Raw genomic sequence first — 26,393 nt, forward strand, 5'->3', positions numbered from 1 at the left:
AGTTTTGAAGCACGTCCTTGATAAAGAGGCTCATATCACGGGGCAAGTCATCCCAGGCGTCTCGTTTTTCGAAGTCCCGCCAATCGAAGTCGGACAATCCAATCGAAGTCGGCCAAATCCAATCGAAGTCGGCCAAATCCAATCGAAGTCGGGGAGTCGAAAAGCGATGGCGCAATCTTGGCTTTGCGTTTGCAGCCTGCTCTATACTCTCCGTAAAGCCTGAAATGGATGACAATAAGAATGGCGGAATATTCGGCCTTTTCGCTTCTCAAGAACGCGCTGACCGGAAACAAGGACTGGAGGCCGGCCTGGCGCAAGCCCGACCCGAAAGCGTCCTACGACGTGATCGTCATCGGCGGCGGCGGCCATGGCCTGTCGACCGCCTACTATCTCGCCAAGGAGCACGGCATCACAAATGTCGCGGTGCTCGAGAAGGGCTGGCTCGGCTCCGGCAATGTCGGCCGCAACACCACGGCGGTCCGTTCCAACTATCTCCTGCCGGCCAACACGCGTTTCTACGAACATTCGATGAAGCTGTGGGAGAACCTGGCCCATGACCTCAACTACAACGTCATGTTCTCGCAGCGCGGCTGCCTGAACCTCGCCCACACACCTGCCCAGCTCGACGACTATGCCCGGCGCGGCAACGCCATGCGCCATCTCGGCGTCGACGCCGAACTGATGACCACGGCCGAAATCGCGCGCCTGGTGCCGGCACTGGACGTCTCGGCCACGGCGCGTTTCCCGATCGTCGGTGGCCTGATGCAGCGGCGCGCCGGCACCGCCCGCCACGACGCCGTCGCCTGGGGCTATGCGCGCGGCGCAGATCGCCGCGGCGTCGACATCATCGAAAATTGCGAGGTCACCGGCTTCCTGCGCGACGGCGATCGCATCATCGGCGTGACGACAACGCGCGGCGAAATCCGCGCAAAAAAGGTAGCGGTCGCGGTTGCCGGCAGCACCGGTCGGGTCATGCGGCTTGCCGGCATCGAGACGATGCCGATCGAGAGCCACGTGCTGCAGGCCTTCGTCACGGAATCGCTAAAACCGTTCATCGATACGGTCCTGACCTTCGGCATGGGCCATTTCTATATGTCGCAATCGGACAAGGGCGGCCTTGTCTATGGCGGCGATCTCGACGGCTACAACAGCTACGCCCAACGCGGCAGCCTGCCGATCGTCGATGAGGTGATGAGCGAGATGCTGGCGCTGTTCCCTGGGCTGGCCCGTGTCCGCATGCTGCGCTCATGGGGCGGCGTCTGCGACATGTCGATGGACGGCTCGCCAATCATCACCACCGGTCCGCTGCCGGGCATGTATCTCAACTGCGGCTGGTGCTATGGCGGCTTCAAGGCGACGCCGGCTTCCGGCTGGTGCTTTGCCTGGACCATTGCCAAGGACGAGCCGCACGGTCTCAACGCGGCCTTCACGCTCGACCGCTTTTACCGTGGCCTGGTGATCGACGACAAGGGCCAGGGCGCCACGCCCCGGCTGCATTAGGCCATGATCCCGAAAAGTGGAAACCGGTTTTCGGACAAGATCATGGTCAAACGAGAAGTTTAAGAGATCCATGCTCATCACCTGCCCCTATTGCGGCCCGCGCGACGTGATCGAATTCACCTATCAGGGCGACGGCAATCGCCAGCGCCCACAGCCCGCCTCGCAGAACCTCGACGCCTGGAACGCCTATGTCTACGACCGGCTTAATCCAGCCGGCGACCACAATGAGATCTGGCAGCATTCCGGCGGCTGCCGCGCCCATCTCAGGGTTGTGCGCAATACGCTGACGCACGAGATCTCCAGCACCGCGTTCGCGCGCGGCGACCACAACTCGGTTGCGCGGCACCGGGCCGAGGACAAGCCATGAGCCCGCGCCGTACAGAGGCCGGGGGGCGCATCGACCGGCTGCGGACCATCCGTTTCACCTTCGACGGCGCGCCTTATACCGGCCACGCCGGCGACACGCTGGCTTCGGCGCTGCTGGCCAACGGCGTCACCCTGTTTGGGCGTTCGTTCAAATATCACCGCCCGCGCGGCGTGCTGACCGCCGGCGTCGAGGAACCGAACGCGCTGGTCACAGTGTTGAGGGGCGAGGTTCGCGAGCCGAACATCCCCGCCACAATGGTCGAAATTTATGACGGGCTGGCCGCAGTCAGCCAGAACCGCTTCCCTTCGCTTGCCTGGGACGTCAGTGCCGTGAACCAGCTCGGCGGCAAGCTTTTGTCGGCCGGCTTCTACTACAAAACCTTCATGGGACCGGTGATCGGTCCGCTGAAGGGCACTCGCTTCTGGATGTTCTGTGAGCATTTCATCCGCCGTGCCGCCGGCCTGGGCAAGGCAGGCACGGCTCCCGATACGGCGCGCTACGAACGCATGAACGCGTTTTGCGATGTGCTGGTGGTCGGCTCCGGCCCGGCGGGGCTGATGGCCGCCAGGGCGGCTGCCGATCAGGGTGCACGCGTCATCCTGGCCGAGCTCGAGCCGCATTTCGGCGGCTCGGCCAATTGGTCGCGCGAGACGATCGATGGCATGCCGGCCGCCGACTGGGCAGCGCGCGCCGCCGGTCAGCTTGAAGGCCGTGACAATATCCGCCTTTTGCCGCGCACTACTGTCTGGGGTTATTATGACGGCAACACGCTTGCCGCGCTCGAACGTGTCACCGACCACAAGGAAAAGGCCGGCAAGGGCGAGCCGCGCCATCGCTATTGGACGATCCGCGCCAAGTCGGTGGTGCTGGCCACCGGCTCCCTGGAGCGTCCGCTGGTCTTTCCGGGCAACGATCGGCCAGGCGTGATGCTGGCGCATGCTGCCGAGCGTTTTGCCAATGAATATGGCGTGCTGCCGGGCGACAGGGTCGCGCTGTTCACCAACAATGACAGCGCCTATCGCTCCGCGCTTGCGCTGAAGAAGGCCGGCGCCGTCGTCGTCGCCATCGTCGACGTGCGCCCAGAACTTTCGAGCGAAATGCGCAAGCTGGCCGGCGAAGCGGAGGCCGAGATCCTTTCTGGCCACGCGGTAATCGCCACCGAGGGCGGCAAGGCGCTTTCCGGCTTCAAGGTGCAGCGCTTCGACATGGTCAACGGCGCGCTTTCCGGCGAAGCGCGCAGCATCCACGCCGATTGCCTGCTGATGTCGGGCGGATGGTCGCCGACCATTCATCTGGCCAGCCAGGCCGGCGCGAGAGCGGAATGGAACGAAGCATTGCAAGCGTTCCTGCCGCCCAAGCCGACGACGCGGCAATGGATCGGCGCCGGCGCCTTCACCGGCAGTTTCTCCACCACCGAGGCGATCGCCGAAGGCCGCGCCGCCGGCCTTTCCGCAGCGGGCGCAACCGCCACGCCGGCGGCCTTGCCTGCCGTCGAGGCAGCACCTGGCGATCCCGATCCGGCGCCGGTGCTCGAGATCAAGGCCAAGGGAAAGAGTTTCGTCGACTTCCAGCATGACGTGACGGCGGATGACGTGCGGCTGGCGCATCGCGAAGGCTTCGTCTCGGTCGAGCATCTGAAGCGCTACACCACGCTCGGCATGGCAACCGACCAGGGCAAGAGCTCCAACATACCCGGCCTCGCCATCATCGCCGAGGCGCTCGGCAAGCCGATCCCAGAGGTCGGCACGACGCGCTTTCGCCCGCCCTTTTCGGCGGTGTCGATCGGCTCGCTAGCCGCCGAACGCTTCGGCGATCTGAAGCCCGAGCGGCTGACGCCGATGCATGACTGGCACGTCGCCAACGGCGCCACCATGTATTCGGCCGGCCTGTGGTATCGGCCGATGATCTACGGCCATCCCGGCGAGACGATCGAGCAGGCCTATGTGCGCGAAGCGAGAGCCACGCGCGAGAGCGCCGGCATCGTCGATGTCTCGACACTGGGCAAGATCGCGGTGCAAGGCCCCGACGCGGCGGAATTCCTCGACCGCGTCTACACCAACGTGTTTTCGACGCTGGCCGTCGGCAAGGCGCGTTATGGGCTGATGCTGCGCGAGGACGGTCTCGCCTTTGACGACGGCACCACATGGCGGCTCGGCGCGCAGGATTTCCTGATGACCACCACCACCGCCAATGCCGGCAAGGTGATGCAGCATCTGGAGTATTTCCTCGACGTGATCTGGCCGGAGCTGAAGGTCCACGTCGCCTCGGTCACCGACCAATGGGCCGGTGCCGCCATCGGTGGGCCGAAGGCAAGGCAGATACTGGCTGCTTGCGTTAGCGGCACCGCCGTCGACAATACCGCCCTGCCCTTCATGGGCATCGTCCACGGCGAAATCGCCGGCGTGCCGGTGATGATCTGCCGGCTGTCCTTCTCCGGCGAAATGGCCTTCGAGGTCTATTCCGGCGCCGGCTACGGCACCCATGTTTGGGAGGCGCTGATCGAAGCCGGCAAGCCGTTCGGGCTGGTGACCTACGGGCTGGAGGCGCTGGGCACCATGCGCATCGAGAAAGGCCACGTCACCGGTGCCGAGATCGACGGCCGTACCACGGCACGCGACCTGCATCTCGACTGGATGCTGTCGAAGAAGAAGTCGTTCATCGGCTCGGCGATGATGGATCGCGAGGGGCTGATCGCACCCGACCGCCTGGAACTCGTCGGTATTGTTTCGCTCGACAACCAGCCGCTCAATGGCGGCGCACACATCGTCGAGGAGCTTGACGAAGCCAATCCACACGGCTCGCTTGGCCACATCACCGCCTGCTGCTATTCGCCGGCGCTCGGCAAATATATCGCGCTTGCCCTGGTCAAGGGCGGCAAGGCGCGGCGCGGCTCGCGTGCCTACGTTTCCGATCCGTTGCGCAACAGGTTCGGGCCGGTCGAGATCGTCTCCAACCATTTCTTCGATCCGGACGGGAGCCGCATGCATGGTTGAACGCCAATCACCGCTTGAGCCGGTGCTGCATCCGGGCTCGCATGGCAATTTCGAGCACGGTGTCGAAATCATCCTCTCCGAAACCAGGCCGGGGTCGATCCTGCAGCTCGCCGCCTGGCCCGGCGAGGAGAAGACGTTGATGGCCGGCATCCATGCGGTCACCGGCCTGGCTTTGCCCGACGGCGCCGGTGGCGGTGTGACGAACGGCGCCAGGTCGGTGTTCGGCTTTGCGCCGGGAAAGTTCACTGTGGTCGATGAAGCCGAGGGATTGGCGCCGGCCTTTGCCGAAGTCGTCACTTCGGCCATCGGTACGGTGACCGACCTTTCGCACGGCCGCACCGCGATCCGTATCGCCGGGCCGAAGGCCGAGTGGGTGCTGGCGAAATTCTTCGCCATCGACTTCGCGCTGCCGGCCTTCCCGATCGGCGCCGGCCGCTCGACCATGCATCACGACATCTTCGCGCAAATCCAGCGCACCGGCGCCGATCAGTTCGACATCTATGTGTTCCGCTCGTTTGCCCGCTCGTTCTGGAAAGCGCTCTGCCATGCGAGCGAGGAAGTCGGCTACGAAGTGCAGTAGAGCCGGACGGCGCTTCACGTCACTCCGCGAACGTCACCCACTCTTCCAGCGGCGCGCGGTCGGTGCGGAAGGCATTTTCGGGCTTGGACGTATCCTCATGGCCGAGCGCCATGCCGCAGACGACGATCTCCTCGTCGGGAATGTTGAGCACCGGCCTGATCTGCCGGTGATAGGGCGCGAAGGCGGCTTGCGGACAGGTGTGCAGGCCCCTGCCCCGCGCGGCGACCATGATGTTTTGCAGGAACATGCCGTAGTCGATCCACGACCCCTTGTTCAGCCGCCGGTCGACGGTGAAGATCATGCCGACCGGGGCGTCGAAGAAGACGAAGTTGCGGTCGTGCTGCGCACGCATCCTGTCGACCTCGCGCCGGCCGATGCCGAGCACGCCGTAGAGGCCGAAGCCGTTGGCCCGCCGTCGCGTCAGATAGGGTTCGAAGAACTGGTCGGGATAGTAGCGGTACTCGTCCCACTCGGCCTTTTCGGCGCGGATGCCCGAGCTGAGGATGGCGTCGGTGATGCGCTGCTTGACCTCGCCCTTGGTCACATAGACCTTCCAGGGTTGCATATTGGTGCCTGAGGGCGCGCGCGCGGAAACGGCGAGAATATCGCGGATGGTCTCGTCGTCGACCATATCGGGCAAGAAGGCGCGTACCGACCGCCGCGAGGTGATCGCGTCATCGACGATCGCCGCCGCAATCCGGGAGTTGTTTTCCAGCATGGGCCGTCCTTTTGCGTATGATCCCGAACCCGATTTTCCGGAAGGATCATGCGCCGACTAGAAGTGATGGAGCATCCTTGCGCGTCTTTTTGAACGCCCGATAGCCTACCCGCCTCGACCGGACGCCCCACTCGCCGCTCGTGCGCCGAGCCTTTGCCCGAACCGTCAAAATGGCGCAAGTAAATCTTGTGATTTCGTGAAAATCCTCTTGATTTTTTCATGAACCCGCCATCAAATGAAATTTGCTGGGAATTTTTCACCAAGACAGGGATGGCTTTGCCCTCAACCGCCGCCAGATCGGAACAGGACAGCGGCGAACGGCTGCTGGCCGGCGACATTCGCGCGTTGCGCAAGGCGCGCGGCCTGACGCTTGCCGAAATCGCACTGAAGCTCGGCCGTTCCGTCGGCTGGGTCAGCCAGGTCGAGCGCGGTCTGTCGGTCCCGTCGCTCGGCGATCTCAGGGCCTTCGCCGAATTGTTCGGCGTGCCGGTCAGCCTGTTCTTCAGCCATGACGTACCTGTCGAGACCGAGCGCGGCGTGGTCGTGCGCGCCGGCAACCGGCGCACGCTTGGCACAAGCGATTCCGGCCTGGTGGAGGAGCTTCTGTCGCCCGATCTCGGCGGTAGCTTCGAGATGCTGCGTTCGGTCTTCGCCCCGGGTGCCGAGCTGCAGACCGAGTCGCGCCGGCCGACCGAGGAAGCCGGCTACGTCGCTTCCGGCAGTTTCGACATCGAAATTGCCGGCGTCTGGCACCGGCTTGGCGAAGGCGATTCCTTCCGCTTCGACGGCAAGCCGTTCCGCTGGCGCAATCCTGGAGCGGAACCGGCTGTGGTGATCTGGGTGGTTTCGCCGCCTGTCTATTGAACGAATGCATGTCGCCCAAAAGTGCGTGGCGGTTTTGGGACAACGACATGCATCAAAACAAATAGTCGGAGAAGAACATGGCCGGTTTGCCGACCACGGCACACGTGGTGATCATCGGAGGCGGTGCCGTCGGCGCCTCCTCGCTCTATCATCTCGCCAACGCGGGCTGGACCGACTGCGTGCTTCTGGAGAAGAACGAGCTGACTTCCGGCTCGACCTGGCATGCCGCCGGCAACGTGCCGACTTTCTCCTCGTCATGGTCGCTGATGAACATGCAGCGATATTCGACCGAACTCTATCGCCGGCTGGCCGACGAGGTCGGCTATCCCATGAACTACCACGTCACCGGCTCGCTCAGGCTGGCCCATAGCGCGGAGCGCATGCAGGAATTTCAGCGCGCCAAGGGCATGGGCCGCTACCAGGGCATGGATATCGACGTGGTCGGGCTCGACGAGATCAAGCGCCGTTACCCCTTCATCGAGACGCATGAGCTGAAAGGCGCGCTCTACGATCCGAATGATGGCGATATCGATCCCGCGCAGCTGACCCAGGCACTGGCCAAGGGCGCGCGCGACATGGGCGCGAAGATCATCCGCTTCTGTCCGGTAACCGGCGTGAGCCGAGACAATCACGAGTGGGTGGTCGAGACGGCGCAAGGCGAGATCCGCTGCGAGATCGTCGTCAACGCCGCCGGCTACCGCGCCGCCGAAGTCGGCAGGATGTTCGGCCGCGAGGTGCCAATGATGGTGATGAGCCATCAATATATCCTGTTCGAGGAAATCCCCGAACTGGCGGCGTGGTCGAAGGAACAGGGCAAGAAGCTGCCGCTGCTGCGCGACGTCGATACGTCCTATTATCTGCGCCAGGAAAAGAACGGCATGAATCTCGGCCCCTATGAGCGCAATTGCCGCGCCCACTGGGTCGGCCACAACGACCCGATGCCCGACGACTTTTCGTTCCAGCTGTTTCCCGACGATCTCGACCGGCTGGAACATTACCTGGCCGATGCTGTCGCCCGCGTGCCGATCCTCGGCACCGCCGGCCTTTCCAAGGTCATCAACGGGCCGATCCCCTATGCGCCGGACGGCAACCCGCTGATCGGCCCGATGCCCGGCGTGCCCAACGCCTTCGAGGCCTGCGTCTTTACCTTCGGCATCGCCCAGGGCGGCGGCGCCGGCAAGGTGCTGGCCGAATGGGTGACCGAGGGCCAGACCGAATGGGACATGTGGTCGTGCGATCCGCGCCGTTTCACCGCCTTTGCCTCGGCCCCGGATTATTGCGTGGCCAAGGGCATGGAGATCTACGGCAACGAATATGCCATCCAGTTCCCGCGCCATGCCTGGCCGGCCGGGCGCGACCGCAAGCTGTCGCCGCTCCACGACCGCATCAAGGCACTCGGCGCCCGGTTCGACGCCTATAATGGCTGGGAACGCGCCACCTGGTATGCGAAGCCAGGCGACGACATCTCCGAAGAATCCACGCTGACTTTCCGCCGCGACGGGCCGTGGCAGCATCGTGTGCGCGAGGAATGCCTCGCCGTCCGCGATGCCGCCGGCATTCTGGACCTGCCGGGGTTTTCCCGTTTCAATCTCGACGGTCCGGGTGCCGCCGAATGGCTGAGCCTCCAGGTGACAGGCCTGGTGCCGAAACCCGGCCGCATCGGCCTCGTCTATTTTGCCGACGACAAGGGCCGCATCGTCACCGAAATGTCGGTGGTCCGCCACGACGAGAACCTGATGACACTGATCACCGCCGCTGTGGCTCAGTGGCATGATTTCGAATGGCTGAAATCGCGCATCCCGAAGGACGCCACATTCAAGCTGGTCGACCGGACAGAGGAATACTCCACCCAGATCCTCGCCGGCCCCAACTCGCGAAAAATCCTCGCCGAACTCTGCGCAGCCGACCTCACCCTGCCCTGGCTGACGCATCAGGAAACCAGTATCGCCGGACGTTGGGCAAAGCTGGTGCGCGTGTCCTTCGCCGGCGAGCTCGGCTGGGAAATCCACAGCAAGGTCGACGATACCGCAGCCATCTTCGACGCCGTCTGGGCGGCCGGCCAGAAGCACGGCTTGAGACCGTTCGGCATGTACGCGCTGGATTCGCTACGGCTCGAAAAAGGCTACCGTACCTGGAAGGGCGACCTGTCGACCGACTACTCGATCCTGCAGGGCGGGCTGGAGCGATTCGTCAGATGGGATAAGCCCGACTTCCGCGGCAAGGCGGCGCTGCAGAACGAGAAGCAGCAGGGCATCAAGAAGCGCTTCGTCACGCTGGTCGTCGAAAACCCCGGCGATTGCGACGCGCCCACCATGTCGACGCTTTGGCATGACGGCGGGATCGTCGGCGAGACGACGTCCGGCGGCTGGGGTCATCGCATCGACAAGTCGATCGCGCTCGGCGTGCTGCGCGCCGACCTCACCGAGCCGGGAACCGCGGTCGAGATCGAGATCTTCGGCGAACGTTTTCGGGCGGTCGTGCAGAGGGATGAGCCGTTATGGGATCCAAAGAACGAGAGGCTCAGAGCATGAAGACTGTTATCCTTACCGATGGCGGCATGGGCCAGGAGCTGGTCCGCCGCAGCAGTTCCGAGCCGACGCCGCTGTGGTCGGCCAGGGTGCTGATCGACGAACCGGATCTGGTGCGCGACCTGCATGCGGAATTCATCCGCGCCGGCGCCCGCGTCATCACCATCAACACCTATTCGGCCACGCCGGAGCGGCTGGCACGCGAAGGCGCGGAAGAGCTGTTCAAGCCGCTGCAGAAGCGCGGCATCGAACTGGCAAGGCAAGCCCGCGACCAGGCCGGCGACGCGGCGATTGCCGGCTGCCTGTCGCCGCTGTTCGGCAGCTATGCGCCGGCGCTGACGATATCCTTCCAGGATACGCTCGACATCTATCGCCGTATCGTTGCCGAGCAGGCGGACGGCGTCGATCTGTTTCTGTGCGAAACCATGGCGTCGGCCGAAGAGGCGCGCGCCGCCGTCACCGCGGCGTCGGAAAGCGGCAAGCCCGTATGGGTGTCGTGGACGCTTGCCGACCACGGCACGCCGCGCCTGCGCAGCGGCGAAGCCATTGCGGCGGCGTCGGGCGCTCTTGCCGGCCTGCCCGTCGCGGCCCGGCTGATCAATTGCTGCCGGCCCGAAGCGATCGCTGCAGCGCTGCCCGAACTGATCGCTCTCGGCGGTCCGGTCGGCGCTTATGCCAACGGCTTCACCTCGATTGAGGCGCTCAAGCATGGCGGTACGGTGGAAGTGCTGCACGCCCGCCACGACCTCGATCCGGATGCCTATGCCGGCCAGGCGGTCGATTGGGTCGAGGCCGGCGCCGGCATCGTCGGCGGCTGCTGCGAAGTCGGACCGGCCCACATCGCCGCGCTGCGCGACCGGCTCGAACAGGCCGGTTATGAAATTTCGGGAGCAGCATAATGCCCAGGCCATCATCGCGCATTTCCGGCATCGTGCCTTCGGGCAAGGATGGCTGGGAGGTTCATTCCGCTGCCTGGGCGCGCAAGCAGGCCGGCGAGGACATCATCATGCTGTCGGTCGGCGACCATGATTTCGACACGCCGAGCGAGACGATCGAAGCCTGCGTGACGGCGGTTCGCGCCAGCAATCACCACTACACCCCGCTTGCCGGCGTTCCGCGCCTGCGCAAGGCGATGGCGGCGGCCTCGACGCGGTGCACCGGGGTTGCGACAAATCCCGACCAGGTCATCGCCACCCCGGGCGGGCAGGCCGCGCTTTACGCGGCCATACAAGCGGTTCTCGACCAGGGCGACCATGCCATCGTCGTCGCGCCCTATTACGCCACCTATCCCAACACCTTCAGTGCGGCGGGCGCCGAGTTCAGCGTCGTCGAGACCCCCGCCGAGGATGGCTTTCAGCCGCGCGCCGCCGACATTCGCGCCGCCCTTCGGCCGAACACCCGCGCCATCCTGATCAACACGCCGAACAATCCCACGGGCGCCGTCTATTCGCGCGAGCGCCTGGAAGAGCTGGCGCAGATCTGCCGCGAACATGACCTCTGGCTGCTGTCGGACGAGGTCTACTGGACGCTGGGCGGCGGCGAGCACGTCTCACCACGCTCGCTGCCCGGCATGGCGGAACGCACGCTGGTCATCAATTCGATGTCCAAGAGCCACGGCATGACCGGCTGGCGCATGGGCTGGCTGACCGGGCCGGAACCGATGGTCTCGCTGCTGACCGACCTCAATCTGGTGATGACCTACGGCCTGCCGGCCTTCATCAGCCTCGCCTGCGCCGAGGCGCTCGAAAATGGCTACGGCGTCAAGGAAATCGCCGAGCGCTACGCCGCGAGGCGCACCGTCGTCCTCGATGCCATGCGCGGTATGAACAACATCACCGTGCGCGGCTCCGAAGGCGGCATGTACGTCATGCTCGACATATCGGCGATCGAGCCGGACGACGAAAAATTCGCCTGGGCCTTCCTCGACCAGGAAAATGTCGGCGTCATGCCCGGCTCAAGCTTCGGCGAGGCCGCCGCCGGCCACATCCGCTTCAGCCTCTGCCAGCCTGAGCCGGTGCTGATGGAGGCTGCCACGCGCCTGCGCCGCTTCGCCTCCAGCTATGGTCGCGAGGCCGCATGAACGCCCCGCCCACCAAAACCATTCCGACCAAGGCCATTCCTCCCAAAGCGCGGGCGGTCATCATCGGTGGCGGCGTCTCCGGCTGCTCGGTCGCCTATCATCTGGCCAAGCTCGGCTGGACCGATATCGTGCTGCTCGAGCGCAAGCAGCTGACGTCGGGCACGACATGGCACGCCGCCGGCCTGATCGGCCAGCTGCGCGGCTCGCAGAACATGACGCGGCTGGCGAAATACTCGGCCGACCTCTACGTCAAGCTGGAGGCCGAGACCGATGTCGGCACCGGCATGCGCCAGGTCGGCTCGATCACCGTGGCGCTGACCGAGGAGCGCAAGCACGAGATCTATCGGCAGGCATCTCTCGCCCGCGCCTTCGATGTCGAAGTGTGCGAGATTTCGCCCAACGAAATCAAGCAGATGTACCCGCATCTCAATGTTTCCGATGTGGTCGGCGCCGTGCATCTGCCGCTCGACGGTCAGTGCGACCCGGCCAATATCGCCATGGCGTTGGCCAAGGGCGCGCGCCAGCGCGGTGCGACGATCGTCGAGAACGTCAAGGTGACCAAGGTGCATACCAGGGCCGGCCGCGTCACCGGCGTTTCCTGGGCGCAGGGCGACGAACAAGGCCTGATCGAGGCCGATATCGTCGTCAACTGCGCCGGCATGTGGGCACGCGAACTTGGCGCCCGGAACGGCGTCACCATCCCGTTGCACGCCTGCGAACATTTCTATCTCGTCACGGAACCGATCCCCGGGCTTTCCCGCTTGCCGGTGCTGCGCGTGCCGGACGAGTGCGCCTACTACAAGGAAGATGCCGGCAAGATGATGCTCGGCGCTTTCGAGCCGGTGGCCAAGCCCTGGGGCATGAACGGCATAAGCGAGGATTTCTGCTTCGACCAGTTGCCGCAGGACATGGACCATTTCGAGCCGATCCTGGAAATGGGCGTCAACCGCATGCCGATGCTGGCCACCGCCGGCATCCACACCTTCTTCAACGGCCCCGAGAGTTTTACCCCCGACGACCGCTATTATCTCGGCGAGGCGCCGGAGCTTTCCGGCTACTGGATGGCGACCGGCTACAATTCGATCGGCATCGTCTCCTCCGGCGGCGCCGGCATGGCGCTGGCGCAATGGATCAATGACGGCGAGGCGCCCTTCGACCTCTGGGAGGTCGACATCCGCCGCGCCCAGCCGTTCCAGAAGAACCGCCGCTATCTCAAGGAGCGCGTCTCCGAAACGCTCGGCCTGCTCTATGCCGATCATTTTCCGTACCGGCAGATGGCAACCTCGCGAAACGTCCGCCGCTCGCCGCTGCACGAACATCTGAAGGCGCGCGGCGCGGTGTTCGGCGAGGTCGCCGGCTGGGAGCGCGCCAACTGGTTTGCGCGGGAGGGCCAGGAGCGCGAATACCGCTATTCCTGGAAACGGCAGAACTGGTTCGACAACCAGCGCGAGGAGCATCTGGCGGTCCGAAACGGCGTCGGCCTGTTCGACATGACCTCGTTCGGCAAGATCCGCGTCGAGGGCCGCGACGCCTGCGCCTTCCTGCAAAGGCTCTGCGCCAACGACATGGACGTGACGCCGGGCAAGATCGTCTACACCCAGATGCTCAACCAGCGCGGCGGCATCGAGAGCGACCTCACCGTCTCGCGATTGTCCGAAACAGCCTTCTTGCTCGTCGTGCCCGGCGCCACGCTGCAGCGCGACCTGGCCTGGCTGCGAAAACACCTTGCCGACGAGTTCGTCGTCATCACCGATGTGACCGCTGCCGAAGCCGTGCTTTGCCTGATGGGCCCGGATTCGAGGAAGCTGATCCAAAAGGTCAGCCCCAACGATTTCTCCAACGGGAACAATCCGTTCGGCACGTTTCAGGAGATCGAAATCGGCATGGGCCTGGCCCGCGCCCACCGCGTCACCTATGTCGGCGAGCTCGGCTGGGAGCTTTATGTCTCGACCGACCAGGCCGCCCACGTCTTCGAGGCGATACAAGAAGCCGGCGCCGACGTCGGCCTGAAGCTATGCGGCCTGCACACACTGGATTCCTGCCGCATCGAAAAGGCGTTCAGGCATTTCGGCCACGACATCACCGACGAGGACAATGTGCTGGAGGCCGGGCTGGGTTTCGCGGTGAAGACGGCCAAGGGCAACTTCATCGGCCGCGATGCGGTGCTGAAGAAGAAAGAAACCGGCCTGTCACGCCGGCTGGTGCAGTTCCGCCTGAACGACACCGAGCCGCTGCTCTTCCACAATGAGGCGATCCTGCGCGACGGCAAGATCGTCGGTCCGATCACCTCGGGCAATTACGGTCATCATCTCGGCGGCGCAATCGGGCTTGGCTACGTGCCTTGCAAGGGCGAGAGCGAGGCGGATGTCCTGTCGTCGTCCTACGAGATCGAGATCGCCGGCGAGCGCTTTGCCGCCGAGGCCTCGCTCAAGCCGATGTACGATCCGAAGGCGGAACGGGTGCGGATGTAAGTCTTTTCCTTCTCCCCTTGTGGGAGAAGGTGGCCGAGCGAAGCTCGGTCGGATGAGGGGTGTTGGAAGGATCGCTACCTCAAGGGAATTAGCGTTTACTCCCGTCCCAATCTTCCCACGCCGCGTTTCTTCCAGCACCCCTCATCCGGCTCGGCGCTACGCGCCGATCCACCTTCTCCCACAAGGGGAGAAGGAAAAGTCCCCTCCCGCGTCAGAACGCGTCCATCCTGGCCGCGACCTTCGCGATGAACCTCGTCCGCGTCTCGTCCGTCGACAGGTTCATCGAGTAATGCGCAAGGTAGGAAACCGACCCGCCGGGCTTGATCGTCGCACGCAGCACCCGCTTGACCAGCTTGCGCGGCGGGTCACCCATCAGCATGGCTCGGAACCGGCTGCCGCCATAGGTCGTGACCGCGACCACCTTGCGGATGTTGTGCAGTGACGGCTGCACCTTGCCGTCGACCAGCTTGAACGACACGCCGGGCAGGAAGACGCGATCGAAAAAGCCTTTCAGAATGGCCGGATAGCCGAAGTTCCACACCGGAAACGACAGCACCAGCGCCTCGGCCCGCAACAGGCGCTCGACATAGGGCGCCGCCGGATCGCCGGCACTGCGCGCGTCGTGATAGGACAGCCGCTCGGCCCGCGTCAGCCTGGGATCGAAACCCTCGGCATAGAGATCGCAATCGTCGACCACATGGCCGGCCGCTTTCAGCCGCTCGACGATCGTCCGGCGCAGATCGGCGTTGAAGCTGGTCTCCACCGGATGAGCGTAGAGGACGAGGATTTTCAACCCGCCTTCTCCAGCCCCTTGAACAGGAACGACTTGCCCGAGCGATAATCATAGTCCGGGTTTTCCCAGGCGATCATCTTGCCCGGATTGAGCAGCCCTTGCGGGTCGGTTTCGCGCTTGAAGGCGAGTTGCACCTCGTCGGTGCGCTTCATGCCGCCTTCTTCCAGCGTGTAGCGGTGCGGGTTGAAGATCCAGCAGCCATTGTCCTCGTGGATGCGGATGATCTCGTCGAGCCGCTCCGCCGTGGTGAAGCGCACCAGCGGCAGCCCTGCAATGCCGATTGCGCCGTCGAAGCGGATGAATTCGAGATGCGCCGGCACCTCGTCGCCGAAGCGGTCGACCATCGCCTTGACGTGGCCGAGGTGGTCCGGCGACGGATAGCGGGTCTGCAGATAGGTGATCGTCGGATCGACCCGGATGGCACGCAGCGTCGTGTGGTTCCAGGTCAGCTCATAGGCCGGCGGCAGCCCTTTGAGATCGGCCTCCTTGTCGGCACGAAAGACGATCTCGCCCTTGCTGCGCGCCGTGAAGGCAAGGAAAGCATCCATCGCATGCGGCGCGATCATCAGGACGACGATGCTTTGGCCGCGCCGGAAAAACCGCTGGTGGCGCTTGAAGTAATCGTAGGGGATGGGTGCTGCGATCGGTGTGATCAGTTTCGCCAGTATGCCGTCCTGGATGGCGAGGTCGTTGCCGAAGCCGGCCGCATCCATGAAATCGTCGAAGCCGACGATGACGTCGATCCAGTCATAGCTGGCGGTCAGCGGCATCTCGACTTCGGTGATGATGCCGTTGGTGCCGTAGGCGTGCATCACCTTCAGCACGTCCTCGCCGGTGAGCTCCATGACCCGCGGCCGTGCCTCCATCGTCACGGTCCTCAGCCGGATGACGTTGCCGAGGTCGCGCAGTCCGCCCCAGCGGATCGAGCCGATACCGCCGGAGCCGCCGGCGACGAAGCCGCCGATCGATGCGGTGTTGTAGGTCGACGGCGACATGCGGAGCTCCTGGCCGGAATGCGCCCGCGTCGCTTTGTCGATGTCGGCGAGCACGGCGCCGGGGCCGGTGACGACACGGCCCGGCGCGATCGCCTTGACCGCGTTCATCTCGGCGAGATTGAGCACGACTCCGCCCGACAGCGGCATCGCCTGCCCGTAATTGCCGGTGCCGCTGCCGCGCGGCGTCACCGGCACGCCATGCCGGTGGCAGGCTGCGAGAATGCGGACGACCTCGTCTTCGGTTTTCGGCGTCACGATCAGGTCACCGGTGACGTGATCGAGCTGCTGCTTCAGCACCGGGCTGTACCAGTAGAAGTCGCGGCTCTTCTGCTGGACGATCGCCGGATGATCGTCGACCTTGAGGCCGTCCAGGTCGCGCTTGAGCGCCGCAATGTCCATCATTCCACCATCAAATCATCGAGTTCGGCATAATCGGGCAGCTGCCGCTCGATCGCATGCCCGTCGCGCACGACAATGCGATCCGATTCGGGCCGCGACAGCAATTCCGTCCAGCTTCGCCCCTTGAAGACGACGAAATCGGCCGGCGCTCCGGTGGCAAGCGTGCCGAAACCATCGAGCCGCATCACCTTGGCCGGCGTCGCGGTGACAGCTTGCGGCCAGTCGGCAACGGGATGGTCTAAATGCAGGATGCGCGTCGCCATGCGGTAGACCTCCAGCATGTCGAGATCGCCATAGGCGTAGAACGGGTCGCGCGTATTGTCGGAGGCGACGGCGACGGCAATGCCGCGCGCCTTCATCTCGTGCAGCAGCGTCACCCCGCGCCAGCGCGGCGTGGTGTTGTCGCCGCGCCGGTCCTGCAGATAGAGATTGCACATCGGCAGCGACACCACCGCCAGGCCGGCCTTGGCGACCTTGTCCAGCGTGTCGAGCACGTCGAGGTCGGGCTGGCGCGCCAGTGAGCAGCAATGACCGACAAGGATGTTCCCGTCAAAACCGTTCCAGAGGGCGGCTTCGGCAATCTTCTTCAGCGAGATCGCCGAGACGTCGTCGGTCTCGTCGGCATGGAAATCGAGGTCGAGGCCATGCTTGATCGCCTGCTCAAACACCTGGTCGAGCAGTTCTTCGAGATCCGGCACCATGTAGGTGACGACGCCGAGTACGCCCTTGGCGGCGGCCACCCGCTTGGCCAGTCGCTCGAACCACTTCCTGTCGCGCACGCCCTCGATGCCAAGCAGGCAGGCCGCCTGCAGCTCGATGCGGCCGCGCCACTTCTCCCGCATCGTCTCGAACACCGGCCAGGAGATCTCTTCCTGCGGCGCAACGCTGTCGAGATGCGTGCGCAGCGCCCTGGTGCCGTGCGCATAGGCCGAGCGCAGCGAAAAATCCATGCGACGGGCAACGTCGTCGGCGCTCCAGCGCGCCGCCCGGTCGGCGCCGGTCGCATTCAACGCGCCCATGAAGGTGCCGTCCGGGTTGGGTTTTCGAGGCCAGATATGGCCCTTGTCGATATGGGTGTGGCAGTCGACGAAGCACGGCAGCACGATGCGGCCGCCGAGGTCGGGGGCATCCGCCGGTGCATTGGATCGGCTATGTCCGACAATATTGGAGATTCTGCCGTCTGCGACGGCGATATCGGCAAGCGCAAATCCGTCGGCGTCGAAGCCTCCAGCAAGGCCCGGCGTCAGCGACGCATGAAGCCGGACATTGCTTAGTACGAATTGACCGGATTGAGGGATCATCGTTGAGGTCATCGCTGCCCCTCATCCGGCTGCCGCCACCTTCTCCCCGTATAGTGACGGGGAGAAGGGATTGGCCGCAACGCTGGCGCCCCCCTCTCCCCGTTCTCCACGGGGAGAGGGTAAGGGTGAGGGGCAGCGCCTGCCTGCGAGAATAACTCCATCACCGCTCCTGCCTCAGCGCGCTCTCGTGCCAGCGCCGCAAAATGAGATGCGATATCAGCGACAGTACCAGGAAGATCAGGATACCGGTGAGCGAGATCAGGATCAGCGCCGCGAACAGCCTTGGTGCGTTGAGCCGGTAGCCGGCCTCGATGATGCGCGAGGCGAGGCCGGACGACTGGCCGGTGGCGCCGGCGACGAACTCGGCCACCACCGCGCCGATCAGCGACAGGCCGCCGGCGATCTTCAGTCCGCCGAGGAAATAAGGCATCGCCGCAGGCAGCCGCAGATAGCGCAATTGCTGCCAGCGGGTGGCGCCATTGAGCTTGAACATGTCGCGCAGATTGCGGTCGACGGAATTGAGGCCGAGCGTGGTGTTGGAGAGGATCGGGAAGAAGGCGACGATCCAGGCGCAAAGCAAAAGCTTCGTCGTCTGGTTGTCGACATAGATGTTGATCAGCGGAAAGATCGCGACGATCGGCGTCACCTGGAGCACGATGGCGAACGGAAAGAACGACATCTCCACCCATTTCGACTGCGCGAACAGCACCGCCAGCCCGACACCGCCGACCACGGCAAGAGCCAAGCTGAGGAAAGTGATCCGAAGCGTCACCAGCAGCGAGGAGAACAGCAGCCCGGCATCGTCATGCAGCGTCTGCAGCACCACGCCGGGACGCGGCAGGATGTATTTCGGGATGTCGTTCCAGACACAGATGCGGTCCCACAGCCAGATCGCCAGGATCATGATGGCCAGCGGCAGCAGCCATCTGCCGATGCGCTCGAAGCGCTCCTGGCGGACGCGGCGCGCCTCCTCCGGGTCGAGCGCCGGGATCTGTTCTTCAATGGCCGTCATGATGCGGTCCGGCAGTTGAGTTGATGGCGCCGATCAGCACGTCGGATGCCTGGCGGCAGAGCGCGGCATAGTCGGGCGAGGTGCGAAACGCCTCATCGCGCGGATAGGATGCATCGATGGCAAGCTCGGCAAACACCCGGCCCGGCCGCGCCGCCATGACGACGATGCGGTTGGAGAGGAATACGCTTTCGAAGACGCTGTGGGTGACGAAAACGACGGTAAAACGCTCATCCTGCCAAAGCTCGAGAAGGTCGTTGTTGAGCTTGAAGCGGGTGATCTCGTCGAGTGCGGCGAACGGCTCGTCCATCAACAGAATGCGCGGCTTGGTTACCATGGCGCGGGCGATCGAGACGCGCATCTTCATGCCGCCCGACAGTTCGCGCGGCACGGCCTTCTCGAAGCCGGTCAGGTGAACCCGCGCCAGCATCTCCATCACCGCCGGCGCCGCCTTGGCACGCGACACGCCCTTCAGCCGCAGCGGCAGCCAGACATTGTCGAAGACGTCGGCCCAGGGCAGCAGCGTCGGCTCCTGGAAGACGAAGCCGATATTTGAACGGTCGCCGATATTCGAACGCTCGAGGGCGCCGCTGCCGCGCCAGTCGAGCACGCCAGAGGTCGGCGTCGACAGGCCGGCAATCAGCCGCAGCGCCGTCGACTTGCCGCAGCCCGACGGCCCGAGCAGGCTGAGGAAGTCGCCTTCCCGGATCGTCAGCTCGACATTGCTAAGCGCGGTGACGCCGTTGGAAAACACCTTGCCGACGTCACGCAACGCCAACAGCGTCGGCCCCGATACGCTTCCTGGCTGTTGCGCCACTTTCTCCAGCTTCACGGCCTACTTCTTCAGGTCGAGCCCGACGCTCTTGTTGACGAAGGCCAGCGTGTAGGCCTTCTTGATGTCGATGCCCGCCGGCGTGACCTTGGCCTTGATCATCTTGTCGTAGAAACTCTGGATGCGCGCATCGGTCATGGCGCCGATGCCGAGCTTTTCGCTGTCGCCGGAATCGACCACGCCGAACTTCTTCAGCTGCTCGATCGAGAAGGCGATCTGCTCATCCGTCATGTCCGGATTTTCCTTTTTGATCATCTCGTTGGCGGCCTTGTTGTCACCGTAGAGATAATTGTACCAGCCTTTGGCCGAGCCATCGACGAAGCACTGGACCACCTCGGGACGCTTGTCGATCGTCTCCTGCATGGTCTCGACCGTCGTTGCATATGTGTCCCAGCCATAGTCGGCCAGCAGAAACTGGTTCGGCGTGAAACCGCCCTGCTTCTGGACGGCGAATGGCTCCGAGGTGACGTAACCCTGCTGGATCGACTTCTTGTTGGCGATGAACGGCGCCGGGTTGAAGGTGTAGGGCACGCGCTTGGCGGCATCGAAGCCGAGGTCGGTGACCATCCACTGGAAGAAGGTCTGCGCACCTTCGTCGCCGAGGATGTACTGGTCGGCGTTCTTCAGGTCTTCCCATTTATCCAGCCCCTGCCCGGGATGGGACATGATGACCTGCGGGTCCTTCTGGAAGTCGGCCGCCACGACGCGCATCGGTATGCCTTGCTGCACGGCATCGAAGGCCGACAGCAGGTTGCCGCCCATGTAAAAATCGATCTTGCCGGCCAGCAGCAGCGGCCGGCCGCTGACCTGTGGGCCGCCCTGCATGATCGTCACGTCGATGCCGCAGGCGGCATAGGTGCCGTCCACCACGGCCTGGTAGTAACCGCCATGCTCCGGCTCGGCCAGCCAGTTGGTGCCGAAGGTGACTTTTTCGTTCGCTGCCGCGGCAAGCGTGCCTGCGCCAAGCAGCACGATCACGCCCGCCGAAATCTTGAGTTTTCCGTACATCCACACCACCCTTTGTTCGCTCCGGCGCGTCACGCGTCGGGCTCGACACCATTGTTTCAAGAAGCAAGACACATGCCACCGGCGCGTTGCGCCGGGACCGCCCGCTTGTGCAATGCCCGCCTGAGCAATGGCGGCGCGAAGGCCGGACGGGTCATGCTGTACGAAAGGCATCGTGCCTATTTTTTGATCGCCTGTCCACAATCGCCCTCGTGACATGCACCGCCATCTTGATGCCCGCATCGATCCCGCTTTAGGCTGCCGTGAACGGAGATTGCCATGTTCAAATTTCTCACGCCGAAGTCGATCAAGCCGCCCTTCGCCCGCTACAGCCATGGTGTCGAACTGCCGCCCGGCAAGCGGCTGGTGCTGTGTTCGGGCCAAGTCGCAATCACCCCGGACGACCAGATCCCCGAGGAGGCCGGCGCACAGGCCGAGCTTTGTTTCCAGAACATAGCGGCGATTCTCGGCGAGGCCGGGCTCGGCCTGTCCGACATCGTCCGCATCAACACCTACGTCACCGACCGCGCCTTCCTGCGGCCCTATATGGAGGTTCGCGACCGGCTGTTTGCCAGCCCGGCGCCGGCCTCGACGCTGATGATCGTGTCCGGTTTTGCCCGGCCGGAATTCAAGGTCGAGATCGAGGTCATTGCGGCGGGATGATCGACAGCCGATCGTTCCCGCGTTAGGTCTGGGCTTGTCGGTTCAAGAGGGCATGACATGACCGCTGCAAAAAAACGCGTATGGTGGGGTGACTACCGGACCACCGAATACGCGACCGTCGATCCTGAGGCGACCATTGCCGTTCTGCCGCTGGCGGCGATTGAGCAGCACGGCCCGCATCTGCCGGTCTCGACCGACACCTCGATCATGAACGGCATGCTGGAAACGGTGATCGCGCGCCTGCCCGGCGATCTCGACATCCGCATCCTGCCGGTCCAGGCGGTAGGCAAGTCGAACGAGCATTTGCATGCGCCCGGCACCCTCACTTTGCCGGCGACGACCTTGGTCGAGGCGTGGACCGAACTTGGCCTGTCGGTCGCGCGCGCCGGCGTCCGAAAACTGATTGTCGTGAACTCGCATGGCGGCAATGAGGAGATCATGGGCATCATCACCCGCGAATTGCGCGTGCGGGCAACGATGCTGGCGGTAAAGACCAGTTGGCAGCGTTTTGGCCGGCCGGCCGGCATGTACACCGAGCTCGAGGACCGCCACGGCATTCATGGCGGCGACGTCGAGACCTCGCTGATGCTGCATTTCCGGCCCGATCTCGTCGACATGGCCAAGGCCGACAATTTCGTGTCCAAGGTCGCCCGCGCCGAAAAGGAATTTGCGCTGCTGCGCCACACCGGAACGCACGCCTTCGCCTGGATCGCCAGCGATCTCAACCCGAATGGCGTGGTTGGCGACGCCAGCGTTGCAACCGCCGAAAAAGGCCAGCTCACCGCCGAGCATCAGGCCGACGGCTTCATTGGCCTGCTGAGGGACGTGCGCAATGCAAAGCTGGCGGATTGGTTGGCTTAGGTGTTTGATCCCACCAGCTCAGGCCTCGCTCACGAGGGGCGATTCCATTCGCGCGCGAGGATCCTCACTTCACCTCTTGAAGCGGCGACACCGTGTAGATTTCGTCCAGTATCTTTACCATCAAGGTGTTGGCGGTCGCCTGGCCGTCGAGCGCGAGAGTCAGGTTGGTCCATATGACCAGGGTCACGTCATTGGCCGGATCGTAGCCCATGAAGGACTGGTAACCGGGCATCTCGCCTTCGTGATAGTAGATTTCGTTACGCCCGAAGGTCAGCGTTAGGATGCCATAGCCGTATTTTTGCATGGCGGGTTCGCCCGGCTCCGGCGCCTCAGGGCTTGCAAGCCACTGCCGCTGAAAGTCGGCATTGAAGAGCTTGCCCCCGACTAGCGCGCGCATCCAGGTCGCGAGGTCATCCGCGGTGGAGATGACTCCGCCAGCCGCAAAGTAGGCGGATGGGTTCTGCCATGTGTCGTCGTTGGGCTTGAGCGTTCCCGCCCTGGCCGCAGCCTGGAGGTCGTCCGGATAGGGCGCATCAGCCAGGGCGTACGAAGTACTGCCGTAGAGATAGCCGTTTGAGTATGGCTCGGGGATGGCGTTCGACGTGCTCGGCGGCAACGCCGTGTTCTTCATGCCGAGCGGTCCGAACAGGCGGTCCCGGAAGATGGTCGAGAGCGGCTTGCCGTCGATCTTCTCGGCAACAAGGCCGAGCAGATAGTAGTTGGTGTTGTTGTACTCGAATTCGGCACCCGGCGCGAAGTCCGGCGGCCGTTTGAACGCCATGCCGAGTACTTCATCAGCGGTCCATACCCTGTAAGGATACTTGTCCAGGCTTTCGGCAAGTTCCGGCGCATTGGTGAAGTTAGGGAGGCCGCTCCGCATTGTTATGAGCTGCCGAATGGTTATCTCGTCGCCGTTGGGAACGCGCTGGACGTATTTCGAGATCAGATCGGCGAAGCTCAGTTTCCCTTCCTGCACCAGTTGCACGATGACAGCGGCGGTCATCGTCTTGGTGTTCGAGGCCGCACGGAAGTGGGTATCGGCGCGCGGCGGGTTCGTGGCACCCAGTTCAGTCGTACCGTAGCCGAAGATGAGGTTGCCCCGCGGAGTCTTGAGCAAAATCATGGCACCGGGCAGCATAAGTTCCTTGGCCAAACCCTCGACAGTGGCTTGGAGCGCTGCCAGGTCGATCGACTTGAGAGCCGGCATGGACGCGGCCATGGCGCTGCCTGTCGCGCAGACCACGCCAACAACGATGGCCAAAATTCTCCCGATCATCATTCGCCCCTTGGCCGTGTGTTAGAACTCCTGCGCATTTTCCTGGATTTTTAGGCTCAGATTTTCAATTCGAACGGCGTGCCTTCGAAAGCATCCGCGCCGCGCCCGATCGCCTGGATCGCTTCGATCATCCGGCCCCTGCGATCGAGCAGTGTGTCGGCGATCGCGATCAGCCGCGGATTGGGCGTCGCCGTGGGCGACAGCCTGCGCAGAGTCTCGGCCAACTCGACCTCGTCGCGCTTCGGCGCCAAGGCTGCCGCGATGATATAGGCCGAGGCGGTCGAGCGGCTGATGCCGGCATAGCAATGCACCACCAGCGGCCGCGACCGATCCCATTGGCGGGCGAAATCGAGCAGGTTCAGGACATGCTCCTCGCCCGGCATCGTCATGCCCTCCTGCGCCACCGCAATGTCGTGCATGACCAGATGCAGATGGTTTTCCCTGGTGATCGAGGCCGGGCGCACCACTTCCGTTCCGGCGGCAAGCAGCGATAGCAGCCGCTCGGCCCCGGTCCTTGCCACCGTTTCCTCGATTTTTGCCAGGGAACAAACATGGATCATCGCGAAGTCTCCTTGGACCCATCGTCGCGCCGCGAGGCCCAGCCGGCAAGTGCCGATTCGAGCCGCCGCCATTCTTCGTCGGCTCCCGGCAGGCCGGCGCGCAGCACATCCGGCCGGCCGGCGAAATGCCGAAGCAGGATGCCGCGCTGGCCGAGCACCGAAAACAGGCCGGCGGCGCCCGCCAGCCTGATATAGCGGAACAGCGTGGTGCCACCGGCGACAGGCACGCCGAAGCGGCCGAACAGCGTATCGAGCCGTGCGGCATCCTCGGCCAGACGGCGCCGCATCCCGGCCTGCCAGCCGGTATCGGCAAGCGCCCTTATGCCATATTCGAGCGCCGGCCCGGCAACCGCCCATGGCCCGAATTGCGCCTCCAGCCGCTCGACCGTCAGCGCATCGGCCAGTGCAAAGCCAAGCCGCAGGCCGGCCAGGCCGAAGAACTTGCCGAACGAACGCAGCACGACGATGCCGCCCTGGTCGACGTCGCCGGCCAGGCTTTCGCTGCGCGGGCCGACATCCATGAAGGCCTCGTCGACCACCAGCAGCCCACCTCTGGCGCGCAATGTCCCGGCAAGTCGAAGCAATCTTTCGCGCTCGACGACGCGCCCGTCCGGGTTGTTGGGATTGACGACGACGGCAAGGTCGGCCGCCGCCAGGGCTTCGAAATCATCGACTTCAGCCGCCGCATGGCCGGCGATCGCCGCTGCCCGCCGATGCTCGGCATAAGTCGGCCCGAGCACCAGCGCCGTGCCCGGGCTGACCAGGGAAGCGACGCGCGGCAACAGGATCTGCGTGCCGGGCGCCGCTGCGACATTCGCCGCCGACGGGGCGCCATAGGCGCTTGCCGCGCGTTCAGCCAAGTCGCGGCTGCGCGCTGTTTCCGGCAATCGCGACAGGGCGGTGGCGGGCAAATCGAAAAGCGGGTAGGAGTGCGGATTGATCCCGGTCGAGAGGTCCACGAAAGGCAGCGGCGCGCGAGGGAAAAGCGCCCTCGCCCGGCCAAGGCTTCCGCCGTGGTCCACTGCCGCCGTCACTCCATCAAGAGACTTCATGCCGATCCTGATCACTTTCCTGTCGCTGGCCATCGAACTTGTACTCGGCTACCCGGCCCGGCTCTTCGATGCCATTGGCCATCCCGTCACCTGGTTCGGCAGGCTGATATCCTTTCTCGACCGCAGGCTCAACCGCGCCACTGATTCCGACGCCCACCGTCGCGGCTGGGGCGTCTTCGCGCTGCTGGTGATCGTGCTGGTGCCGGCCGCCCTCGCCCTCTGGCTCGAAACCTTGCTTTGGAGCATTCCCCTCGGCTGGTTGGTCACCGCAATCCTGGCGACGTCGCTGCTGTCGCAGAAGAGCCTGGCCGAGCATGTCGAAGCGGTCGCCGATGCCCTCGACAGCGGCGGACTGGACATGGGCCGAATTGCCGTCTCGCGGATCGTCGGTCGCGACCCGGAAAAGCTCGACAGGGCCGCTGTCTGCCGCGCCGCGATCGAAAGCCTGGCCGAGAATTTCTCCGACGGCGTCGTCGCTCCGGCCTTCTGGCTCGGTATCGGCGGGCTCGCCGGCGGCGTCGCCTACAAGGCCGCCAACACCGCCGATTCGATGATCGGCCATCGCACCCCGCGCCACGAAGCCTTCGGCTGGGCGGCGGCGCGCTTCGACGATTGGATCAATCTGCCGGCGTCGCGGCTGACGGCGCTGCTGATCGTACTCGCCGCTTTTCTGGTCAAGGGCGCCGACGCCAAGGGCGCCTGGCACGCCGTGCGGCGCGATGCGAAAAAACACCGCTCGCCCAACGCCGGCTGGCCGGAAGCAGCGATGGCCGGCGGGCTCGGCCTGGCGCTCGCCGGCCCCCGTTCCTATGACGGCGTGATGGTCGAAGACGCATTGATGGGCGACGGCGGCCGGCGCGATGATGTCGAGAGCACCGACATCCGACGGGCGCTGAAACTCTACCGCGTCGCCGACTTACTGCTGATCGCGCTGTTCGGCGTGGTCGCGGTGATCGTCATCGCCGCGTGAACGTCCGAATGGGTCGGCAAACCCGACCTACCAGGTAACACGGACTTCCTTTGCGCTCGGATCGGCTTCCACGCCAAACCTTTTGATCGCGTACCCACCGGCAGCTACGGGAGAAGATTTCAATAAGGGTTCGACTACGACAAAAAGTCGTTCAGCGTTTGGCCCATACATGTAGAGGATGCATTCGCCTTCACCAAACAAGTCACCGTCAAACTCGCCGACCGATGCATCCTCGATAGCTTTCTCTAGCCGATCCTCGAGCGCATAAATGGATTCGCGTTCGTCAGCGGCACCAAACTGACCATCATTGAGAATAAGATAGACGATTACCGCCTGGTCCACGAACAATCTCCAGCCTCGCAAGCGACCAGAACACTATCCCCTGACATCCGGCGGCACTGAAACTCTACCGGATCGCCGACTTTCTGCTGATCGCACTGTTTGGGGTAATCTCGACGGTCGTAATTCTGTTGTGATCTTCGCCCGATCTCAGGCGAAACAAAAAACCCACCATGCGGCGGGTCGTTGGAGCCAATTAGCACCATACCGAAATTAGGAGCATAGCTGCCGGCACAA

The 26,393-nt window shown here is 64.1% G+C and carries 23 protein-coding genes; 12 read left to right on the forward strand and 11 right to left on the reverse strand.

Annotation, left to right across the window (positions count from 1 at the left end; all coding sequences use genetic code 11):
* Positions 1-240 precede the first annotated feature (240 nt).
* The 4 genes from NKH67_RS04070 to NKH67_RS04085 all read left to right on the forward strand — a co-directional run bounded on the left by NKH67_RS04070 (position 241) and on the right by NKH67_RS04085 (position 5,440).
* Positions 241-1,500, forward strand: a complete 1,260-nt coding sequence (locus NKH67_RS04070; RefSeq protein ID WP_352500964.1) for a sarcosine oxidase subunit beta — start codon at positions 241-243, stop codon at positions 1,498-1,500.
* 70 nt (positions 1,501-1,570) lie between these two features.
* Positions 1,571-1,867: a sarcosine oxidase subunit delta gene (locus NKH67_RS04075; protein ID WP_023676536.1), complete on the forward strand. Its 297-nt coding sequence runs from the start codon at positions 1,571-1,573 to the stop codon at positions 1,865-1,867.
* Positions 1,864-4,860 carry a sarcosine oxidase subunit alpha gene (locus NKH67_RS04080; protein ID WP_352500965.1) on the forward strand — a complete coding sequence of 999 codons (2,997 nt, stop codon included), beginning with the start codon at positions 1,864-1,866 and terminating at the stop codon, positions 4,858-4,860. The genes NKH67_RS04075 and NKH67_RS04080 overlap by 4 nt, the downstream gene beginning before the upstream one ends.
* A complete protein-coding gene (locus NKH67_RS04085; RefSeq protein WP_352500966.1) occupies positions 4,853-5,440 on the forward strand; it encodes a sarcosine oxidase subunit gamma in 588 nt (195 codons plus the stop codon). Before NKH67_RS04080 ends, NKH67_RS04085 begins: the two co-directional genes overlap by 8 nt.
* A 19-nt stretch (positions 5,441-5,459) precedes the next feature.
* On the opposite strand, the gene NKH67_RS04090 is transcribed toward NKH67_RS04085, so the two are convergent.
* On the reverse strand, positions 5,460-6,158 hold the full coding sequence (locus NKH67_RS04090) for a nitroreductase (RefSeq protein WP_352500967.1): 699 nt from the start codon (positions 6,156-6,158) through the stop codon (positions 5,460-5,462).
* Between the two features lie 270 nt (positions 6,159-6,428).
* On the opposite strand from NKH67_RS04090, the gene NKH67_RS04095 reads away from it, so the two are divergent.
* From NKH67_RS04095 to NKH67_RS04115, 5 genes are all read left to right on the forward strand, one after another.
* Positions 6,429-7,022 (forward strand): helix-turn-helix domain-containing protein, encoded by a 594-nt coding sequence (locus tag NKH67_RS04095; RefSeq protein ID WP_352500968.1) that lies wholly within the window; start codon positions 6,429-6,431, stop codon positions 7,020-7,022.
* A gap of 77 nt (positions 7,023-7,099) precedes the next feature.
* Positions 7,100-9,553, forward strand: coding sequence for a GcvT family protein (locus NKH67_RS04100; RefSeq protein ID WP_352500969.1), 2,454 nt, complete (start codon positions 7,100-7,102; stop codon positions 9,551-9,553).
* Complete coding sequence (locus tag NKH67_RS04105; RefSeq protein WP_352500970.1) at positions 9,550-10,449, forward strand: homocysteine S-methyltransferase family protein; 900 nt, start codon at positions 9,550-9,552, stop codon at positions 10,447-10,449. Before NKH67_RS04100 ends, NKH67_RS04105 begins: the two co-directional genes overlap by 4 nt.
* A complete protein-coding gene (locus tag NKH67_RS04110) occupies positions 10,449-11,630 on the forward strand; it encodes a pyridoxal phosphate-dependent aminotransferase (RefSeq protein WP_352500971.1) in 1,182 nt (393 codons plus the stop codon). Before NKH67_RS04105 ends, NKH67_RS04110 begins: the two co-directional genes overlap by 1 nt.
* Positions 11,627-14,101, forward strand: a complete 2,475-nt coding sequence (locus NKH67_RS04115) for a GcvT family protein (protein ID WP_353030314.1) — start codon at positions 11,627-11,629, stop codon at positions 14,099-14,101. The genes NKH67_RS04110 and NKH67_RS04115 overlap by 4 nt, the downstream gene beginning before the upstream one ends.
* A gap of 211 nt (positions 14,102-14,312) precedes the next feature.
* Here NKH67_RS04115 and NKH67_RS04120 read toward each other — a convergent pair whose 3' ends face one another.
* The 6 genes from NKH67_RS04120 to NKH67_RS04145 form a co-directional block, all read right to left on the reverse strand.
* Positions 14,313-14,894 (reverse strand): NAD(P)H-dependent oxidoreductase, encoded by a 582-nt coding sequence (locus tag NKH67_RS04120; RefSeq protein ID WP_352500973.1) that lies wholly within the window; start codon positions 14,892-14,894, stop codon positions 14,313-14,315.
* Complete coding sequence (locus NKH67_RS04125; protein ID WP_352501107.1) at positions 14,891-16,288, reverse strand: FAD-binding oxidoreductase; 1,398 nt, start codon at positions 16,286-16,288, stop codon at positions 14,891-14,893. The genes NKH67_RS04120 and NKH67_RS04125 overlap by 4 nt, the downstream gene beginning before the upstream one ends.
* Entirely contained in the window at positions 16,288-17,589 is a 1,302-nt protein-coding gene (locus NKH67_RS04130; protein WP_353030373.1) for a cytosine deaminase, read from the reverse strand. Before NKH67_RS04130 ends, NKH67_RS04125 begins: the two co-directional genes overlap by 1 nt.
* A 160-nt stretch (positions 17,590-17,749) precedes the next feature.
* On the reverse strand, positions 17,750-18,601 hold the full coding sequence (locus NKH67_RS04135) for an ABC transporter permease (protein WP_352470266.1): 852 nt from the start codon (positions 18,599-18,601) through the stop codon (positions 17,750-17,752).
* The gene (locus tag NKH67_RS04140; RefSeq protein ID WP_352470265.1) at positions 18,588-19,430 is read right to left on the reverse strand and encodes an ABC transporter ATP-binding protein; all 843 of its coding nucleotides are present in this window, start codon (positions 19,428-19,430) and stop codon (positions 18,588-18,590) included. The genes NKH67_RS04135 and NKH67_RS04140 overlap by 14 nt, the downstream gene beginning before the upstream one ends.
* A 3-nt stretch (positions 19,431-19,433) precedes the next feature.
* Positions 19,434-20,438, reverse strand: coding sequence for an ABC transporter substrate-binding protein (locus tag NKH67_RS04145; protein WP_352470264.1), 1,005 nt, complete (start codon positions 20,436-20,438; stop codon positions 19,434-19,436).
* Between the two features lie 276 nt (positions 20,439-20,714).
* Here NKH67_RS04145 and NKH67_RS04150 point away from each other — a divergent pair, with 276 nt between their 5' ends.
* Both NKH67_RS04150 and NKH67_RS04155 read left to right on the forward strand, forming a co-directional pair.
* Positions 20,715-21,098 carry a RidA family protein gene (locus NKH67_RS04150; protein ID WP_352470263.1) on the forward strand — a complete coding sequence of 128 codons (384 nt, stop codon included), beginning with the start codon at positions 20,715-20,717 and terminating at the stop codon, positions 21,096-21,098.
* A gap of 57 nt (positions 21,099-21,155) precedes the next feature.
* A complete protein-coding gene (locus NKH67_RS04155; RefSeq protein WP_352470262.1) occupies positions 21,156-21,959 on the forward strand; it encodes a creatininase family protein in 804 nt (267 codons plus the stop codon).
* Between the two features lie 64 nt (positions 21,960-22,023).
* On the opposite strand, the gene NKH67_RS04160 is transcribed toward NKH67_RS04155, so the two are convergent.
* The 3 genes from NKH67_RS04160 to cobD all read right to left on the reverse strand — a co-directional run bounded on the left by NKH67_RS04160 (position 22,024) and on the right by cobD (position 24,847).
* Positions 22,024-23,220: a serine hydrolase domain-containing protein gene (locus NKH67_RS04160; protein WP_352500974.1), complete on the reverse strand. Its 1,197-nt coding sequence runs from the start codon at positions 23,218-23,220 to the stop codon at positions 22,024-22,026.
* 71 nt (positions 23,221-23,291) lie between these two features.
* The gene (locus NKH67_RS04165; RefSeq protein WP_352470259.1) at positions 23,292-23,795 is read right to left on the reverse strand and encodes a tyrosine phosphatase family protein; all 504 of its coding nucleotides are present in this window, start codon (positions 23,793-23,795) and stop codon (positions 23,292-23,294) included.
* On the reverse strand, positions 23,792-24,847 hold the full coding sequence (cobD, locus tag NKH67_RS04170; RefSeq protein WP_352470258.1) for a threonine-phosphate decarboxylase CobD: 1,056 nt from the start codon (positions 24,845-24,847) through the stop codon (positions 23,792-23,794). Before cobD ends, NKH67_RS04165 begins: the two co-directional genes overlap by 4 nt.
* On the opposite strand from cobD, the gene cbiB reads away from it, so the two are divergent.
* A complete protein-coding gene (gene cbiB, locus NKH67_RS04175) occupies positions 24,846-25,817 on the forward strand; it encodes an adenosylcobinamide-phosphate synthase CbiB (protein WP_352470257.1) in 972 nt (323 codons plus the stop codon). The two genes, cobD and cbiB, sit on opposite strands and share 2 nt — an antisense overlap.
* 27 nt (positions 25,818-25,844) lie before the next feature.
* Here the strand turns inward: cbiB and NKH67_RS04180 are convergent, their stop codons facing one another.
* Positions 25,845-26,159 carry a hypothetical protein gene (locus NKH67_RS04180; protein WP_352470255.1) on the reverse strand — a complete coding sequence of 105 codons (315 nt, stop codon included), beginning with the start codon at positions 26,157-26,159 and terminating at the stop codon, positions 25,845-25,847.
* Between the last annotated feature and the right edge of the window lie 234 nt (positions 26,160-26,393).

The organism is Mesorhizobium sp. M0968, assembly GCF_040319065.1.
Taxonomy (GTDB): Bacteria; Pseudomonadota; Alphaproteobacteria; order Rhizobiales; family Rhizobiaceae; genus Mesorhizobium.

Coding starts and splice junctions, on each gene's coding strand:
- NKH67_RS04070 (WP_352500964.1), top strand. CDS start 241: ATGGCGGAATATTCGGCCTTTTCGCTTCTCAAGAACGCGCTGACCGGA.
- cobD (WP_352470258.1), bottom strand. CDS start 24,847: ATGAAGTCTCTTGATGGAGTGACGGCGGCAGTGGACCACGGCGGAAGC.
- NKH67_RS04130 (WP_353030373.1), bottom strand. CDS start 17,589: ATGATCCCTCAATCCGGTCAATTCGTACTAAGCAATGTCCGGCTTCAT.
- NKH67_RS04085 (WP_352500966.1), top strand. CDS start 4,853: ATGGTTGAACGCCAATCACCGCTTGAGCCGGTGCTGCATCCGGGCTCG.
- NKH67_RS04100 (WP_352500969.1), top strand. CDS start 7,100: ATGGCCGGTTTGCCGACCACGGCACACGTGGTGATCATCGGAGGCGGT.
- NKH67_RS04125 (WP_352501107.1), bottom strand. CDS start 16,288: ATGGACATTGCGGCGCTCAAGCGCGACCTGGACGGCCTCAAGGTCGAC.
- NKH67_RS04080 (WP_352500965.1), top strand. CDS start 1,864: ATGAGCCCGCGCCGTACAGAGGCCGGGGGGCGCATCGACCGGCTGCGG.
- NKH67_RS04145 (WP_352470264.1), bottom strand. CDS start 20,438: ATGTACGGAAAACTCAAGATTTCGGCGGGCGTGATCGTGCTGCTTGGC.
- NKH67_RS04095 (WP_352500968.1), top strand. CDS start 6,429: ATGGCTTTGCCCTCAACCGCCGCCAGATCGGAACAGGACAGCGGCGAA.
- NKH67_RS04155 (WP_352470262.1), top strand. CDS start 21,156: ATGACCGCTGCAAAAAAACGCGTATGGTGGGGTGACTACCGGACCACC.
- NKH67_RS04105 (WP_352500970.1), top strand. CDS start 9,550: ATGAAGACTGTTATCCTTACCGATGGCGGCATGGGCCAGGAGCTGGTC.
- NKH67_RS04165 (WP_352470259.1), bottom strand. CDS start 23,795: ATGATCCATGTTTGTTCCCTGGCAAAAATCGAGGAAACGGTGGCAAGG.
- NKH67_RS04110 (WP_352500971.1), top strand. CDS start 10,449: ATGCCCAGGCCATCATCGCGCATTTCCGGCATCGTGCCTTCGGGCAAG.
- NKH67_RS04090 (WP_352500967.1), bottom strand. CDS start 6,158: ATGCTGGAAAACAACTCCCGGATTGCGGCGGCGATCGTCGATGACGCG.
- NKH67_RS04150 (WP_352470263.1), top strand. CDS start 20,715: ATGTTCAAATTTCTCACGCCGAAGTCGATCAAGCCGCCCTTCGCCCGC.
- NKH67_RS04075 (WP_023676536.1), top strand. CDS start 1,571: ATGCTCATCACCTGCCCCTATTGCGGCCCGCGCGACGTGATCGAATTC.
- NKH67_RS04135 (WP_352470266.1), bottom strand. CDS start 18,601: ATGACGGCCATTGAAGAACAGATCCCGGCGCTCGACCCGGAGGAGGCG.
- cbiB (WP_352470257.1), top strand. CDS start 24,846: ATGCCGATCCTGATCACTTTCCTGTCGCTGGCCATCGAACTTGTACTC.
- NKH67_RS04115 (WP_353030314.1), top strand. CDS start 11,627: ATGAACGCCCCGCCCACCAAAACCATTCCGACCAAGGCCATTCCTCCC.